Source organism: Amycolatopsis pretoriensis (genome assembly GCF_900107925.1).
GTDB lineage: Bacteria > Actinomycetota > Actinomycetes > Mycobacteriales > Pseudonocardiaceae > Amycolatopsis > Amycolatopsis pretoriensis.
The window spans coordinates 664,677-680,760 of sequence record NZ_FNUJ01000002.1; the positions used below are offsets into that span (position 1 = coordinate 664,677).

Genomic DNA, 16,084 nt, shown 5'->3' on the forward strand with positions numbered 1-16,084 from the left:
TCACCCGTCGAAACGGAAATACACCGTGCGGTGGTAGTCCCCCGTCGCGGTGTTCGGGCGGCTCTCCGGGCCCAGCGACGCGACTCCGTGGAACTTGTTGCCGATCGGCGCGATGCCGTCCAGCAGCGAGATGTTGCCGCCCGGGTAGGTGACCACCGCGTTCTGCGGGTCCGGTCCCACCGCCGGGGTGAACAACCTCAAGAACAAACCCTCCTCCGCCGCCACCACCGTGACCGCGCCCTCGGTTGTTTCCAGCACCGCCCAGCAGGTTCGCGCGTGGTAGCCCTTGAACTCCGGGTACGCGAACCCGCTCGCCCCGGTCGCCGTGTCGTTGTACGGCTTGGTCCAGACGTCGGGCGTCACCCCGCGCAGCCGGTTCTTGTACACGCGGTACGGCCCGTCCCCCAGCCACGTCAGACCCCGGACGCGTCCCTCCGGGTAGTCGAAGTTCACGCCGAGGTGGTCGTGGTCGCCGGTCGCGTGGTAGCGGTACTCCAGCCGCAGCCAGCCGTTCGCGTCCAGGCGCCAGCGCACGGACGTCAGGTCGCCGCTGTAGTCGCACTGCACCACCCAGCCGGTGCCGTCGCGGAAGTGGCTGAACGCGGTGAGCGTCGCCGCGCCGCCGGCCGGCGCCGGGCCGTTGGCCAGCGACACCGGCGTACTGCCCCGGCGCACGCCGGTCAGCCGGCCGTCGGCTTTGGCGATCGTGACCCGCGTGGCGCCGGCGACGAGCACCACCTCGGTGGCCGTCTCGGTCGCGGTGACGCTGCCCGTGGTCGCCGGCTTCACCAGGCGCGCGGCGAAGTCCGGGGCCTTGCGGATGCGCCACGTCCACCCGGCGATCTCCCGGCCGGCCGGGTCGGTCACGCTCAGCCGCAACGCGTCGGCCGCTGTCCAGTCGGCGGGCAGGCCGAGCGTGACCGCGCCGGTGGCTCCCGGGGCGATGTCCGGTGCGCCGGCCTGGCCCTGGGACAGCACCTCGGTCTTCCCACCGGGTAACGGGAACGCCAGCAGCTGCCAGCTGAACCGGCACGTCCGCAGGTTCGTGAAGTCGTACCGGTTGAGGAGTTTCACGGTCTTGTCGAACGACGCCGGGAAAACCGAGTCGTAGTAAGCGGGGTTGGCCGGCTGGACCGGCGACCAGATGTCCTTGATCGTGAAGAAGCTGCCTTCCTTCTCCCGGTACGGCCCGAGGATCCCGTCCGGCGCCCGGCTGCCGTGGGTGTCGAGGACCCCGTCGCGCGCGACGCTTTCGTCGACCAGCGCCCAGATGAACCCGCCCGCCGACCGCTGCGAACCGCCCATCAGCTTCCAGTAGTCGTTCAGCCCGGCCCCGGCGCCGCCGTCGTAGAGCCCGTGCAGGAACTCGGTGGGCATGAAGATCGTGGTGCCCGCGACCTTGCTCGCGGTGCTGCTGTAGGTCTGGTAGTGACTCGTGTCGACGCCGCTGAACGTCGTCCACGGGTGCAGCACCGCCCGCCGCTGCGGGTCGTACTGCCCGAAGTCGTCGTCCAGCGCGGTGTTCCAGCCGCCCTCGTTCCCGTTGTCCCAGAACAGGATCGACGGGTGGTTGACATCGCGCTCCACCAGGGCCTTGACCAGCGGGGCGCCGACACCTTCGTCGTACCGGCGCTGCCAGCCGGTCAGCTCGTCCAGGACGTAGAGCCCGAGCTCGTCGCAGAGGTCGAGGAAGTACGCGTCCGGCGGGTAGTGCGACATCCGGACGGCGTTCATGTTCATGTCCTTCATCAGCCCGATGTCCAGCCGGGCGAGCCGCGGGCTCGACGCCCGGCCGAGCGTCGGCCAGAACGTGTGCCGGTTCGCTCCTTTGAGGACGATCCGCTTCCCGTTGACGTAGACGCCGTCACCGGTCCGGACTTCGACCGTGCGGAAACCGAAACGCTCGACAGTGCTGTGCCACGAAACGCCACCGGAACTCGCGAGCGCCAGCTCGACCTGGTGGAGGTTCGGCGTCTCGGCCGTCCACAAAGGAGGCTGAGCCGCGGTGGTCGTCAGCGTCGCGCCGGTCGCGCCGCTCGCCACGGCGACCGAAAAGGTCCCGCCGACGGCCGTGCCGTCGAGGCGGCGCAGCTGCGCGGTCAGCCGGGCCGCCGCGGTCACGCCCGCGAGCGTGACCTGAGCGGCGAAAGTCCCGTCGGCGCGGGCGTCGATCGCGACGCGGTCGATCCGGGCGGCCGGGTACGCCACCAGCGACACCGGCCGGAAGATCCCGCCGAAGTTCCAGAAGTCGCCGCGGCGCTCGGCGTCGTTCACGGAGTTGTCGGCCGATTCCTTGCTGACGGTCACTTCGAGCAGGTTCGGCTCGCCGAGGCGCAGCAACGCCGTCACGTCGTGGCGGAAGCGGTAGAAGCCGCCCTGGTGCACCGGTCCGGCCGAGACGCCGTTGACCCGCACGTCGGCGTCGGTCATGGCGGCCTCGAACACCAGGAAGATCCGGCGGCCGGCCCAGGACGCCGGTGGCGTGAACGAATGCCGGTAGTCGCCCTTCTCCGCCGGGACGAGATCCCCGCCGTAGTGGTAGCTGCCGAACCCGTGGCACTCCCAGTTGGACGGCGTCGGGATCGTGGCCCACTCCCCCGCGCGGCGGCCGGCCGTGACCCGGAAGTCCCAGTCGACGGTGTGGTCGGCGTCGGCGCCGGTGAGCAGCATCGTCTCGGTCACCGGCGGAGCTCCGGCCGCCGAAGCGGCCGCCGGCAGTCCCGCGGCGGCGAACCCGGCCGCACCGATCGCGAGCGCGTGCCGTCGGGTGAGTTCCACCGGGCCTCCCCAAGATCCGATCTGATATATGACACACCGTACAACGGGAGCCGCTCACGGGGCGGACAAGCAACCGGACAAGTCTTGACGTACCGGTCGCCAGGCGACGAAATAGGAGCATGCCCTCCTCCAACGTCCGCCGGCGACTGCGCCTCGCCGTCCTGACCGCGGTGCTCGCCGCCGCCGCGCTCGTCACGCCCGCGGCGGCGACCGCCGCCACCGGTTCGACCGTGGTCGGCGTGGCTTCCGGGCGGTGCCTGGACGTCGTCGGCAACAGCACCGCGGCGAAGACGCGCGTCAACATCTACGACTGCGTCGGGCAGGCCAACCAGGCGTGGACGTTCACGGCGGCCGGCGAGCTGCGGGTGTACGACGGCGCGATGTGCCTCGACGTCGCCGGCGCGAGCACGTCTTCCCCGGCCGACGCGCAGATCTACCCGTGCAACGGCGGCGCCAACCAGAAGTGGCGGATCAACGCCGACGGCACCATCACCGGCGTGCAGTCGGGACTCTGCCTAGACGTCACCGGGGCGGGCACCGCGAACAGCACCCTGGTCGGCTTGTACACGTGCAACGGCGGCGCCAACCAGAAGTGGCGGACCGCCCTCGGCGACACCCAGCCGCCGAGCGTGCCGGGCAACCCCCGGGTGACCGACCTGGTCTGCGACGCCGTGACGTTCTCGTGGGACGCCGCCATCGACAACGTGGGCGTCGCGTTCTACGACGTCTACCACGACGGTCAGCTGATGAAGTCGGTGAACACGCTGTCGACCAGCCTGACCGTGGTCGGGGGCGTGACCTGGGGGTTGTACGTAAACGCGCGGGACGCGGCGGGCAACGTCTCGCAGGCCAGTGCGACGGTGCCGGTCACGCCGCCGCAGTGCCAGCCGGACACGCAGGCGCCGAGCGCGCCGGCGAACCTGACCGGCCGCGCGTCCGGCACCACGGTGACCCTGAACTGGGCCGCGGCCACGGACAACATCGGCGTCCGCGCCTACGACGTCTACCGCGGTGGCGCCAAGGTCGGCGCGGTCACCGGGACGGCCACCGCGCCGCCCGCGACCACCTTCGTCGACAGCGGGCTGGCCCCGAACACCACCTACTCGTACTACGTCGTCGCGCGGGACGCGCAGGCGAACGTGTCGCCGCCCAGCGCCGCCACGACCGTGACCACCGGCGCGGCCTGCGGCGACTCCGTGTGCGCGGTGACGCAGATCGCCACCGACACCGACATCCCGTGGGGCCTGGTGACCCTGCCGGACGGCACGATCCTCTACAGCCGGCGCGACGCCCACGACATCGTCCACCTGAACCCGGCCACCGGCACGAAGACGTCGGTGGGCACGGTTCCCGGGGTGGACAACACCGACGGCGAAGGCGGACTGCTGGGCCTTGCCATCTCGGCCGGGTTCTCCAGTGACCACTGGCTGTACGTCATGCACACCTCGCCGACCGACAACCGGATCGTGCGGATCAAGCTGGAGAACGAGCAGCTCGGCACCGAGCAGGTCCTGCTCACCGGCTTGCTGCGCAACAAGTTCCACAACGGCGGCCGGCTGCGCTTCGGCCCCGACGGCAAGCTGTACGCGAGCACCGGCGACGCCCAGAACGGTGACAACGCGCAGAACAAGGCCAGTCTCAACGGCAAGATCCTGCGCCTGAACCCGGACGGCAGCGTGCCGTCGGACAACCCGTTCGGCAACGCGGTGTGGAGCTACGGCCACCGCAACCCGCAGGGGCTGGCGTTCGACTCCCAGGGCCGGTTGTGGGAGCAGGAGTTCGGCAACGCCGTGATGGACGAGACCAACCTGATCACCAAGGGCGGCAACTACGGCTGGCCGGCGTGCGAAGGCACGTCCGGGACGTGCGGCACCGCGGGTTTCATCGCCCCGAAGCGGACGTACTCGACAGCCGACGGCTCCTGTTCCGGCATCGCCATCGTCCGCGACGTGCTCTACGTCGCCTGCGAACGCGGAACGCGGATGTACCGGGAGGTGATCAGCGGCAGCGACCTGACCGACGTCCAGGCGTACTTCAACGGCACGTACGGACGCCTGCGCACGGTGGAACCCGCCCCCGACGGCGGCCTGTGGCTGACCACGACCAACAACGGCGACAAGGACAGCATCCCCGACAACAGCAACGAAAGGATCTTCCACGTCGCGCTGGGTGGTTGACGAGGCGATCGCCGCTTCGGTCGCCGCTGATCGGTGGCGCCCCGCTGTCGTCCCGTCGGGCGGGCCGAGCCACCGCCGTAAACCGGGATGACCTTGGTCCCGTCTGGCACTAGTCTCCAGTGGACGGTGAAACAGGGGGAGTGATCGTGGCCAGCCACTTCGAGGCAATCGGGATCGGCGTCACCAGCCAGCACGAGTTCGGGGAGCGAGTGGTCTCCTTGATCAGCGCGGGCACCGCGCGGCAGATCTCGGCGAAGACGAGCGAGCACATCTGGACCGATCCCTCCGGCGCCCGGCTGGTCGCGCAGGTCCGCAACGGCGAGATCGAGTTCCTCCTGCCGAGCCTGGCCGGCACGACTCCCGCGATACCGGTGCGCGACGTCCGTCTCGTCGACGACGAAACCGCGATGCTCGACCTCCTCGACGACGTCGACCGGCAGCTGATCTGCCCCGTCGCCGTGGAACTGGAAGACCGAGCGGTCCTCGCCCACCACGGCGGGCGGCTCGAAAGCGGATCCCTGGTACTGGCGGCGCTGGCCGAAGACGTCACCGTGCACGCCGACGCCGAGGCGTACTTCGCCTCTCAAGACGACGACAAGCCGAAGTTCGGCGCCGACCACTTCATCCCCTCCGGCACCTTCGCGCTCGCAGAACCCTCGCCGGACTGGACTCCTTCAGCCCACGCGCTGTTCGCCGGCGAGGTCATCGACGTCGAGACTCCCGTGAACACCGTGACCGGTACGGCATTCCACCGGATCCGGGTCCGCACCATCGCCGCGATCGAACTCGAGGTCGCGATCGCCGCCACCGACCTCGAGCAGCCACCCGCACGCGGCAACGTCGTGAGCGGGACCTTCTTCCTGACCGGAAGACTGGGACTACAGCCCACCGATCCCGCGGAAAACCCACCGAAGCGACGGCGCTGGTTCCGGCGGTAGTTCTCACCGCGGCCACGCTCGCGTGAGGCTGTCGCGCAACCCGGTGAGCTTCCCGGGGCCCAGCCGGCTCTCGAGTTCCTGTTCCAGGTCACGGAGGATTCCCGACGCGACGTCACGACGCCGGCACCCCGCGGGCGTGAGCCCGATGAGGGTGCTGCGCGGGAACCCCGGCCCCGGCGCACTGGTCAGCAGGCCTTCGTCGACGAGCTGGGTGACCGCGCGGTGCATGGTCTGGCGGGTGACCCCGGCCCGGCGGGCGAGCTCGGCGACGTTCACCGGGGCGCCCGGGTCCAGGTGCGCGAGCACGGCCGCGTGCGCCGGGGTGATGGGGGCGACGCCCGCGGCGGCCAGGCGCTCCACCAGCTCCTCGGAGAACCACCGGACACCGCGCTGGAGGAGGGCGAGCAGGGGCAGGTCCACCTCGTCGCGACTTTCCCGGCTCATTGCTCGCGCTCCTTCTGCTCGTGGGATACGCTCCCAGTGTCAGGGTAGGTGACACAGGTGGGGGACAAGGGCATGACAGGCTATGACGTGGACGTCCTCGTCGCGGGAGCGGGCCCGGTCGGACTCACGGCGGCGCTGCAGCTGGCCCGGTGGGGTGTCCCGGTGCGCGTGGTGGACGCCGCGCCCGGTCCGGCCACGACCAGCCGCGCGCTCGGCACCCACGCCCGCAGCCTGGAGATCTACGACCAGCTCGGGATCCTCGGCGACATCGCCCCGCACGGCACGAGGGTCAACGCGTTCGTCCGTCACCAGGCCGGCCGCGCGAGCCGGGTCGACTTCGACTTCGGCGACCTGACGACCCGGTTCCCGTACATGTTCAACGTCGATCAGGTGATCACCGAGCGCGTGCTGCGCGGGCACGCCGGCTCGGCCGGGGTCGAGGTGGAGTGGAACACCGCGCTGGAATCGTTCGAGCAAGACGAAGACGTCGTCACGGCGACGGTGCGCCGCGGCGACGGGCAGGAGACGGTGCGCGCCCGCTACCTGTGGGGCTGCGACGGCGGGCACTCGACCGTCCGCAAAGCCCTGGAGCTGCCCCTGGCCGGGGAAGCCGCCCACACCTGGCTGATCGCCGACGCGATCGTGCACACCGACCTGGACCGCGACGGTGTGCACTGGCTGTTCCCGGCCGGCGGCGCGCTGATGATGTTCCCGTTCCCGGACTCCCGCAAGTGGCGGCTGCTGGACACCACCGGCGAAGGAGAGCCCGACCACCCCGAGCGGATCGCCCGGCAGTTCGGCACCAAGCTGTCCCAGGCCCTGGGGCGCGACACCGTCGTGGAGCACTCGAGCTGGGCGTCGAAGTTCACCATCCAGCAGCGCGCGGTACCCGCCATGCACTTCGGGCGGTGCTTCGTCTCCGGCGACGCCGCCCACGTCCACTCCCCCGCGTCCGGGCAAGGCCTCAACACCGGCATCCAGGACGCGTACAACCTGGCGTGGAAGCTGGCCATGGTCGTCCGCGGTCACGCCGATCCCGTGCTGCTCGACACCTACGACGCCGAGCGCGTTCCCATCGGCCAGGCGCTGCTCGCCTCCACCGGCGAGGTCATGAACACGGCCATGGTCGACACCGGCGCCGCGGACACCCGGGACTCCGATCACGGCTTCATGCGCCAGCTCATCCGGAGCATGTCGGGGTTGGGCATCGCCTACCCCGACAGCCCGCTCACGGTGCCCGGCCAGGAGCCGGAGGAGGGTCCCCGGCCCGGCCGGCGACTCACCGAGATCTCCGCGGCCGATGCGCAATCACCCGGGTGGACCGCACTGCGCGCGTTGCTCAGGACCCCGGCCTGGCACCTGCTCGTCCTCGCCGGCGGCACCCACCCGGCCGGCCGGGCGCTGCCGGCGTGGGTGGAGACGATCACGATCAGCCGGTGCCGGCCGGACCAGGGCGTGTGGGACCCCGACGGGCGGGTCCAGGACACGCTGGCCCTGACCGAGGGGCAGTGGATCCTCGTCCGTCCCGACGGCTACCTCAGCGCGCGAGGCACCGGAAGCACCAGTCTGCGCGCCGCCCTGACCGGGCTGCCCACGCGGACAGAACAGGAGACATCGTGACCGACACCGTCGACCGCCTCGGCAACTGGGGCCGGTGGGGTCCCGACGACGAGCGCGGCACCCTGAACCTGATCACCGACGAGACCTGCGCGCGGGCTCTGGCGGAGGCCCGTACCGGGCGGTGCGTGTCGCTGGCCAAGCCCATCGAACCGGCGTCGATGATGGGCGGGCCGTTCGCCCCACCCGGCCCGCCGTCCCCGCCGGTGCAGCAGGCCATGCTCTACACCGGTACCCCGCCGATGGGCCTGGCCGAGGTCCTGGTCGTCACCCCGCACAACCCCGGGCTGACCCACCTGGACGCGCTCGTGCACATCCCGGTCGACGGGCACGTCTACCCCGGGCGCCCCCTGGCCGAAGCCGTCACCCCGACCGGCGTGCGGCACGGGTCGACGACCGCCTTCGCCGACGGCGTGCTCACCCGGGGCGTCCTGCTCGATCTCGCTCCCGGGGACCGGCTGCCGCCGGCGTACCCGGTCACCGGCGCCGACCTCGACGCCGCGGAACAACGCAGCGGGCACCGCCTCGAGCCCGGAGACGCCTTGGTGGTGCGCGGCGGCTGGAACTTCTCCCGCGACCCGGCGAACCCCATGCCCGGCATGACCGTCGACGCCGTCGCCTGGATGCGGCAACGCGACATCTCCGTCTACGCCGGCGACATCGGTGACGCGCACCCATCGGTCGACCCGCAGGTCCCGCTGCCACTGCACATGATCGGGCTGGCCCGCCTCGGCATGCCGCTCATCGACGGCGCCGAAGTCGAGGAACTGGCGGAGGTCTGCGCGGAGCTCGGCCGGTACGCGTTCCTGCTTTCCATCGCACCGCCCCGGCTGCGCGGGGCCACCGGCGTGCCGGTGAACCCCCAGGCGATCTTCTGACGTCGGCGGTGTCAGCCCGTCGGCGCGCAGCGTTGAGTTTTTCACCGACGTCGAAGGCGGCTCAGTCGGCGATCAGGCCGCCGGTGAGGTTGGCGATCGCCCCGGTCATCCCCCGCGCCCGGTCCGACGCGACGAACGTGGCCACGTCGGCGATCTCCGCGACGGTCGGCAACTGCTTGCGCAGCGTGAGATCCGCCATCCGGGCCTGGAACGCGTCCCGGCTGATGCCGCGGGCGTCGGCGTGCAGGCCGTACACCTCCGCGATCTGCGGGGTGTCCGCCATGCCCGCCGCGTTCAGGCACACCACCCGGACGCCGTGCGGACCGGCCTCGGCGGCGAGACCGCGGGAAAGCGCTTCCACCGCCGCCCAGGCCGGGGCCATGCCGCCCATCAGCGGCACGGCCGTGCGCGACGGGCTGGCCGTGATCGTCAGGATCACGCCCGAGCCCTGCGCTGTCATGCGCCGCGCGGCGGCCCGGGTGGTGAGGAAGTTCGCCCGCGTATAGGTGGCGATGGGCAGGTCGAACCCCGCGGGCGGCAGGTCGACGAGCCGGGAGCCCTGGATCCCGGTCTGCGGCAGGCTGACCGCGGTGAAGGAGACGTCCAGCGACCCGGCGGTCCGGCTGACCGCGTCGGCGTGGGCTTCGACGGCGTCTTCGTCCAGCGCGTCGAGCGTGGCAACCTCGGCGACGCCGCCCGCGGCCCGGATCTTTCCGGCCACCGCCTCCAGCGCCGAGCCGGTGCGCCCGGCGAGGAACACGCGCGCGCCCTCCGCGGCGAAGGCCCGCGCGACCGCGGCACCGACGGCTCCGCCGGCCCCGTGGACGACGGCGTTCTTGTTTTCGAGCAGCATTTTTCCAGCTCCTAACATGGGGAGATCAGTCGCGGAGGGACCGCGGAAGCCCGAAGACCGTCAGCAGCGCGTTGTCGACGAAGCGGGTGATACCGGTGATCCGCGGGCCGGCGAGGGTCAGCACCAGCACGCCGTGCGCGTGCAGGATCGGCGTCCGCGGATCCCGGATGTAGCAACCGAACGCGGGCTGGCCGTTGGCCCGGGTCGGGATCAGCACGTGCTGTCGGCCGCCACTCATCGCGGCGGTGCTCAGGAGCGTCCGGACCGCCGCCGGGCCGTGGTACTCCAGCGGCAGCGGGGGCATGGTCAGCGACGCGTCCTCGGTCAGCAGCGCCACGATGGCGTCCACGTCGCCGGCTTCGAACGCGCGGCCGAACTCGGCCACGACCCGGCGTTCGGCCGGCGACTTCGGCAGCGGCGCGCTTTCCCGGCCGGCACCGGGCAATGCACGCGCGAGGGTGGCGCGAGCTCGTTTCAAGGTGCCGTTCACCGCGTTTTCGCTGGTTTCGAGGATCTTCGCGGCTTCGGCCGCGCGGAAGCCCAGCACGTCTCGCAGCACCAAGACCACCCGTTGCCGCGGCGGCAGCTCCTGCAGGGCGGTCAGGAAAGCCAGCGACACCGACTCCCGCAGCTCGTACCGCGCCTCGGGCCCCGGCACCCGGGTGGCGATCTCCTCGAGCAGCGCGTCGGGGTAGGGCTCGAGCCAGCTGGGTTCCGCTCGGCGGTGCGTCGGCTCGGGCAACGAGACCTCCGGCCGGTAGGCCACTCGGCCGGGTGCCCGGCGCGCACCGGCTCGCAGGACGTTGAGACAGCGGTTGGTCGCGATCCGGTAGAGCCACGTCCGGACCGACGCGCGCTCTTCGTAGCCACCGATGCCGCGCCACGCCGCGAGCAGCGTCTCCTGCAGGACGTCCTCGGCGTCCTGGACCGAGCCGAGGATGCGGTAGCAGTGCACTTGCAGTTCGCGCCGGTGCGGCTCGACGAGCTGCCGGAACGCCTCGCCGTCGCCGTCGCGCGCCCGCGCCGTCAGCGAGCTCCCGGCCGGGGCTTCGCTGTCTCCGCTCCTTCGCATGGCGGCTCCTTGTCTTCCGTGGTCCCGGTCGAAGGGATGGACACGGCGGGGGCCGGAAACTGGTCGGTACGGCGGCTATCCGCTCAGCGCCCCGGGCGTGTCCGTGGAACGGCTCATGCGCAGGATCAAGGCGACCGCGTCCGCCGAGTCGGCTGTCGGAGCAAGAACCTCCTGCAAGAGCAAGCCGCGTAGCGCGGCGATGGTGACGGTGGCCAAGGTTTTCGCTTCCGCGGTACCGAGCCCTTCGCGTTCCGCGAGCGAGGCCAGCACCTCGGTCAGGTCGCCTAGCGAGTCGATGAACTCGCGGAAGTCCTCCGGCCGGTACGCGGCCAGTCCTACGACGTGGAAGAAGCCGCGGACCCGCGACAGCTGCCCCGGGCTCGTGTAGGCCCGCCAGATCGCCACGACGAGGTCGTCGAACGTGCCCTGCCGGGCGGCCTTGAGCAGTGCCGCGTTGTCACGAGCTCGCTGTGCCTTGAGCATGGCCGCCAAGACGCCCGGGAGCGACCCGAAGTGGTAGCGCAAGAGGGCGTGGCTGGTCTCGGCCCGGGCGGCGATCTCACGCAGCGACACCTCCGGCGAAGGAAGGCCATCGCCGAAGGCGTCGAGGAGGTGGGCCAGGAGACGTTCGCGTGCGTCGCCGGTGCGTTCCGCGCTTGACAGGATCACGCCCACAGTTTATCCATTGGAAAAGAGTCTGGCGACCCCGGCCGGCCGAATCGTGAAGGACCTCCGATGAGCACCATGTGGCAGGGCTGCCTCGCCGACACCGACTACTTCGAGCTGCGCTCCGCCGGCGGACACGACTACGGCGTCTGGGTCACCACGCCACCGGGCTACGACCCCGCCACGACGCAGGCGCCTGCCGTGTACGTGCTCGACGGCAACTGGGCCGTGGGCATGACGGCTCCGCTGATCGTCACCCAGAAAGACCCGATGCAGCAGATCCGGCCGTACATCCAGGTCAGCGTCGGCTACGCGGGCGAGGACGCGCAGCACTGGGCGCGGCTGCGCAACCGGGACCTGGTGCCGCCCGGCGAGCCCATCGCCCCGGAGTTCGTCGACGCGGTGGAGACGGGAATCCGAACGGGCGCGATGACCCGCGAGGAAGCCGACGCCTACCTCGCCGAACTGAAGGAAACCCACGCCGACGCGTTCCTGAGCTTCCTCACCACGGAACTGCACCCGCGGATCGAACGGGACTACGGCACCGCCGCGAGCGGTCACGGCCTCTTCGGCTACTCCTACGGCGGGCTCTTCAGCCTCTACACCTGGCTCAGCGGCACCACGCTCTTCGAGAGCATCGGAGCGGGCAGCCCCGGTGTCGTCGGCGAAGACAGCCAGGTCTTCAAGCGGCTCGAGGAAATCGGCGACGACCTGCCGGCCGCCAAGCTCCACCTGACCATCAACGATCAAGAGCTCCTCGGAGACCTGGCCGTGTACCAGAACCTCACGAAGAACGCGGCCACGGTCCTGCACCGCCTGACCGCCCGCGGCGGAGCCGTCACCAGCGCGGTCCTGCGCGAAACGCACGTGACCGGCCTGCAGTCCTCGTTCCTCAGCTACCTCAGGACCTGCCGCGCCCGGTGAGCACCCGGGCGCCGGAGACGGTCGTGGTCAGCCGGATCACCGAGCCGCCAACACCTCCGGGAAGCCGAACGTCGAGACCAGCGCCGGGTCGTGGAACTCGACCACGCGGGAGACACCGGTGGCCGTCGCGGTCAGCACCACGATGCCGTGCGCGCGGTAGGTGCCGCCGGTGTCCCGGTGGTACACGGCGGCCGCCGGCTGGTCGTTGGCGGTCGTCGCGGTCATCCGCCAGTCGCCCGGTGCGCCCAGCACGAAGGCCGCCAGCACGTGGAGGCAGTTCACCCGGCCGGAATACCACTGCCGGAACGGCGTCGCCTCCAACGTGGCGTCCGTGCGCAGCACCCGTTCCAGCAGACCGGCGTCGGAGCGTTCGAACGCGGCGATGTAGCCCTCGAGCAACGCCCGCGCCCGCTGGTCGGCCGGTTCGAGCAGGTCCTCGGGCGGTGCCTCGAGGTCGTCCAGCCGGGCCCGCGCGCGCTGCAGGCCGCTCTTCACCGCCGCCGTGGTGGTGCCGAGGATCCGTGCCGTTTCGGGTGCGGTGAACGCCAGCACCTCCCGCAGGATCAGGATCGCGCGCTGCCGCGCCGGCAGGTGCTGCAAGCTGACGACGAGCGCCAGCCGGAGGGACTCACGCGCCACCACGACCGCCGCCGGATCGGCCACCCAGCGGTCCGGCAACGGTTCCAGCCAGGACACCTCACCCGGCGCGACCTGGGCCGGCGGCCGATCCGGTTCGTCGTGGGGACCGGTCAGCCCCGAGGGCAGCACCCGGTTCCGGCGCGGCTGCAACGCGGTCAGGCAGACGTTGGTGGCGATCGCATACAGCCACGAACGGATCGACGAACGGCCCTCGAAGCCGGCGTAGGCCCGCCACGCCCGGAGGTAGGTCTCCTGCACCAGGTCTTCGGCGTCGTGCGCCGAGCCGGCCATGCGGTAGCAGTGCGCCAGCAGCTCACGGCGGAATCCGCCGGTCTCGGCGGCGAACCGGTCGCGGTCCGCCGTCTCCCGTGCGGTCGCCTCCGCAGCCTGCCCGTTCACCATGTGTCGCTCCTCGTCCCGGCCGGTCGACATTGTCGCCCGGTACGACCGGCTGCCCGCGGGAAAGGAATCGAACCGCAGGTCAGCGGGGCCGCAACGCCAGCTTGCCGACGGTCGCCCGGCCGGCCAGGTCCGCGAGGACCTCCGGGCCCTCGGCCAGGTCGTGGATGACGGGGTCGGCGGGGCGGACCACCCCGGCGGCGACGAGAGCGGCCAGCTCGCCCGCGACCTCGCCGAAGATCCCCGGCGCGGCCCGGATCAGCGTGCCGAGGTTGAGGCCGATGACCTGCACCGGGTACCGGTAGACCAGCTCCCAGTTGGTGAGCGCGGCTTCGCCGCCCGCCAGGCCGTAGACGACGACCCGGCCGGTGACCGGCTTGGCCGCGGCCAGGCTCGCGGCGAAGGTGCCGCCACCCGCCGACTCCAGCACCAGGTCGGCGCCGCCGGTCAGGCGCCGGAGTTCGGCGGCGAGGTCGTCCGCACGGGAGTCCAGGACGTGGTCGGCTCCCCGCGCGCGCACGGTCTCGTGCTTGCCCGCCGAGGCGGTCCCGACGACGGTCGCGCCGTAGTGCTTGGCCAGGGTCACGGCGGCCTGGCCGGTAGCGCCCGCGGCGGCGTGGACCACCACGGTGTCGCCGGCCGTGACCCGGCCGAGCGGCTTGAGCGCGGCGAGCGCGGCCGGCCAGTTCACGACGAGGCCCAGCGCCTGCTCCGCGCTCCAGCCGGCCGGCACCGGCAGCGCCGCCGCGGCGGGCAGGACCACGTACTCGGCGAAAGCCCCGTCCCCCACGCCGACGACGCGCGTCCCCGGTCGCGGGCCGGTCACCGCCTCCCCCACCGCCACGACCTCGCCCGCCGCTTCGAACCCGGCCACGTACGGTGGCCGCGGACCGTCCCGGAACGTGCCCCAGGCCCGGGAGAGGTCGGCGAAGTTGACCCCCGCGGCGGCGACCCGGACCAGCACCTCGCCCCGGCCGGGGACCGGCACCGGCGCGTCGGTGATCAACCGCAGGTCTTGTGGCCCGCCCAGGGAGGTCTGCTGCAGGGCGCGCATGGTGGTGGGAACGCTCACGGCTACCGTCTCCTTCTCGGACAGCCGCTCCGCAGAGCCATCCGGTCGACAGGAAGACTTCGGTGGCTTCGAAAGGGAATCGGCCGCGGGAGCAAAAGCGCGTCCCCGTTAAGATGACCGGCTATGCGCGAAGGTTTCCAGGACGATCTGCACCGCCTCACCACCCGGCTCGCCGACATGTGCGACGCGGCCGCCGTCGCCGTCCGGGATGCCACCAGTGCCCTGATCGACGCCGATCTCGTGCTCGCCCAGCAGGTCATCGCCGCCGACGACGACCTCGACGCGCAGCGGGCTCAGTGTGAAGAAGACGCCTACGCCCTGCTGGCCTTGCAGGCGCCCGTGGCCGGTGACCTGCGCCGGGTCCTCGCCGTCGTCTACTGCGCCGAGAAGATCGAACGCATGGGGGACCTGGCCGCGCACATCGCCGACACTGCCCGCTTCGCCCACCCCGCCCCCGCCGTCCCGGCCGGAATCGCGCCAACGTTCGAGCGGATGGGCCGGCTGGACGCCGAAATCGCCGAACGGGTCGCCACCCAGATCCGGACCGGAACCGACGGCTTCCACGAACTCCGCCAAGCCGACGAGGCCGTCGACACCCTGCACGCCGACCTCCTCGCCGACATCACCGGCCGGAACTGGGAACACGACCAGCGAGCCGCCGTCACCGCCGCGTTGACCACCCGCTTCTACGAACGCTTCGCCGACCAAGCCGTTTCGGTCGCCAAACGCCTCGAGTTCGCCAACACCGGCGACCTCCCGCAGTAGGGATCACCACCGGCCGGGCTCAGGGCCGGCGGCACGGCTCCTGGTGCTCGAGGTCGCACCGGACCCGCGCCCACACCGTCTTGCTGTTGGCGGGCAGGTCGTCCCGCGAACCCCAAGCGGCGGAAAGGGTGTCCACGAGGAACAGGCCGCGGCCGCCGAACGTGGTCGGTTCGGGCGTTCGCATCCGGGGTGGGACGACGGAGTTGTCCTCCACGTCGATCCGCACCTCGCACGGCGCCGCCAGGCGCGTCAGCAGCAACGTGCGCGCGCCGCCGCCGTGCTGGTAGGCGTTCTGCGCGATCTCGGTCAGCACGAGCAACACGTCTTCGCGGTGCGGGGCACCGAGGTCGCCGAGGATCCCGGCGGCCCACCCGCGGATGGCGGCGAGGTGCGTGGAGTCCGTGCCGTGCAGGTCGAAGGACAGCGGTGAGCCGCCGTTGCCGGGATTCAACGCGCCTCCGATCGGTCGGTTGCTGGAGTCATCGGCTCATTCGGGGCGCAGGTCCCCGTCGAGTTCGGACGCGACGGTGAAGAGCTCGTCCAGCCCGGTGATGCGCAGGGCGCGCTTGACCGCGTGCGTGGCGGCCACGACCGTGAAGGCGGCGCCGCGTTCCCGCGTCCGGCTGTGCAGGCGGGCGAGCATGGTCAACCCGGCGGAATCGATGAACCCGACTCCGGTCAGGTCGACGACGAGCCCCGCGACCGCCGGATCCACGAACTCGGGTCCGGCCGCCCGCCCCAGTTCGGGTGCCGTGGCCGCGTCGACCTCGCCGGCGACCTCGATCACGTGGGTCGTTCCCACGCACCGGTGCGAGATGCGCAGAAGCGGCGAACCGGCTCGGGTCGCGTCGTCCATGGGCAG

The 16,084-nt window shown here is 71.6% G+C and carries 15 protein-coding genes; 6 read left to right on the forward strand and 9 right to left on the reverse strand.

Translation table 11 applies throughout. The annotated features are described in order from the left end of the window. Positions 1-2,778, reverse strand: a complete 2,778-nt coding sequence (locus BLV96_RS09875) for a glycoside hydrolase family 2 TIM barrel-domain containing protein (RefSeq protein ID WP_167379571.1) — start codon at positions 2,776-2,778, stop codon at positions 1-3. A 119-nt stretch (positions 2,779-2,897) separates the two neighbouring features. Between BLV96_RS09875 and BLV96_RS09880 the strand changes: the two genes are divergently transcribed. Further along, positions 2,898-4,955 (forward strand): PQQ-dependent sugar dehydrogenase, encoded by a 2,058-nt coding sequence (locus BLV96_RS09880; RefSeq protein WP_086675751.1) that lies wholly within the window; start codon positions 2,898-2,900, stop codon positions 4,953-4,955. A gap of 146 nt (positions 4,956-5,101) precedes the next feature. Next, a complete protein-coding gene (locus tag BLV96_RS09885; RefSeq protein ID WP_086675763.1) occupies positions 5,102-5,893 on the forward strand; it encodes a hypothetical protein in 792 nt (263 codons plus the stop codon). 3 nt (positions 5,894-5,896) lie between these two features. On the opposite strand, the gene BLV96_RS09890 is transcribed toward BLV96_RS09885, so the two are convergent. After that, positions 5,897-6,337 carry a MarR family winged helix-turn-helix transcriptional regulator gene (locus BLV96_RS09890; protein ID WP_086675752.1) on the reverse strand — a complete coding sequence of 147 codons (441 nt, stop codon included), beginning with the start codon at positions 6,335-6,337 and terminating at the stop codon, positions 5,897-5,899. Between the two features lie 72 nt (positions 6,338-6,409). Between BLV96_RS09890 and BLV96_RS09895 the strand changes: the two genes are divergently transcribed. Further along, positions 6,410-7,957: an FAD-dependent oxidoreductase gene (locus tag BLV96_RS09895; RefSeq protein ID WP_086675753.1), complete on the forward strand. Its 1,548-nt coding sequence runs from the start codon at positions 6,410-6,412 to the stop codon at positions 7,955-7,957. Beyond that, positions 7,954-8,832 (forward strand): cyclase family protein, encoded by an 879-nt coding sequence (locus tag BLV96_RS09900; RefSeq protein WP_086675754.1) that lies wholly within the window; start codon positions 7,954-7,956, stop codon positions 8,830-8,832. Before BLV96_RS09895 ends, BLV96_RS09900 begins: the two co-directional genes overlap by 4 nt. Before the next feature lie 61 nt (positions 8,833-8,893). On the opposite strand, the gene BLV96_RS09905 is transcribed toward BLV96_RS09900, so the two are convergent. From BLV96_RS09905 to BLV96_RS49745, 3 genes are all read right to left on the reverse strand, one after another. Then, the gene (locus tag BLV96_RS09905; RefSeq protein WP_086675755.1) at positions 8,894-9,685 is read right to left on the reverse strand and encodes an SDR family NAD(P)-dependent oxidoreductase; all 792 of its coding nucleotides are present in this window, start codon (positions 9,683-9,685) and stop codon (positions 8,894-8,896) included. A gap of 25 nt (positions 9,686-9,710) precedes the next feature. Then, complete coding sequence (locus BLV96_RS09910) at positions 9,711-10,757, reverse strand: sigma-70 family RNA polymerase sigma factor (protein WP_086675756.1); 1,047 nt, start codon at positions 10,755-10,757, stop codon at positions 9,711-9,713. Positions 10,758-10,832: 75 nt separating this feature from the next. Continuing rightward, the gene (locus tag BLV96_RS49745; RefSeq protein ID WP_208608186.1) at positions 10,833-11,426 is read right to left on the reverse strand and encodes a TetR/AcrR family transcriptional regulator; all 594 of its coding nucleotides are present in this window, start codon (positions 11,424-11,426) and stop codon (positions 10,833-10,835) included. A gap of 66 nt (positions 11,427-11,492) precedes the next feature. Between BLV96_RS49745 and BLV96_RS09920 the strand changes: the two genes are divergently transcribed. Further along, on the forward strand, positions 11,493-12,347 hold the full coding sequence (locus BLV96_RS09920) for an alpha/beta hydrolase (protein ID WP_086675757.1): 855 nt from the start codon (positions 11,493-11,495) through the stop codon (positions 12,345-12,347). A gap of 36 nt (positions 12,348-12,383) precedes the next feature. Here BLV96_RS09920 and BLV96_RS09925 read toward each other — a convergent pair whose 3' ends face one another. Together BLV96_RS09925 and BLV96_RS09930 are read right to left on the reverse strand one after the other, a co-directional pair. Continuing rightward, positions 12,384-13,388: an RNA polymerase subunit sigma-70 gene (locus BLV96_RS09925; RefSeq protein WP_086675758.1), complete on the reverse strand. Its 1,005-nt coding sequence runs from the start codon at positions 13,386-13,388 to the stop codon at positions 12,384-12,386. Between the two features lie 79 nt (positions 13,389-13,467). Further along, positions 13,468-14,457 carry a zinc-binding dehydrogenase gene (locus BLV96_RS09930; protein WP_091389006.1) on the reverse strand — a complete coding sequence of 330 codons (990 nt, stop codon included), beginning with the start codon at positions 14,455-14,457 and terminating at the stop codon, positions 13,468-13,470. Positions 14,458-14,580: 123 nt separating this feature from the next. On the opposite strand from BLV96_RS09930, the gene phoU reads away from it, so the two are divergent. Beyond that, positions 14,581-15,222, forward strand: a complete 642-nt coding sequence (gene phoU / locus BLV96_RS09935) for a phosphate signaling complex protein PhoU (RefSeq protein ID WP_091389009.1) — start codon at positions 14,581-14,583, stop codon at positions 15,220-15,222. 19 nt (positions 15,223-15,241) lie between these two features. Here phoU and BLV96_RS09940 read toward each other — a convergent pair whose 3' ends face one another. Then, a complete protein-coding gene (locus tag BLV96_RS09940) occupies positions 15,242-15,673 on the reverse strand; it encodes an ATP-binding protein (protein WP_086674823.1) in 432 nt (143 codons plus the stop codon). A 36-nt stretch (positions 15,674-15,709) separates the two neighbouring features. Further along, positions 15,710-16,078 (reverse strand): STAS domain-containing protein, encoded by a 369-nt coding sequence (locus BLV96_RS09945; RefSeq protein WP_086674822.1) that lies wholly within the window; start codon positions 16,076-16,078, stop codon positions 15,710-15,712. Positions 16,079-16,084: the final 6 nt, after the last annotated feature.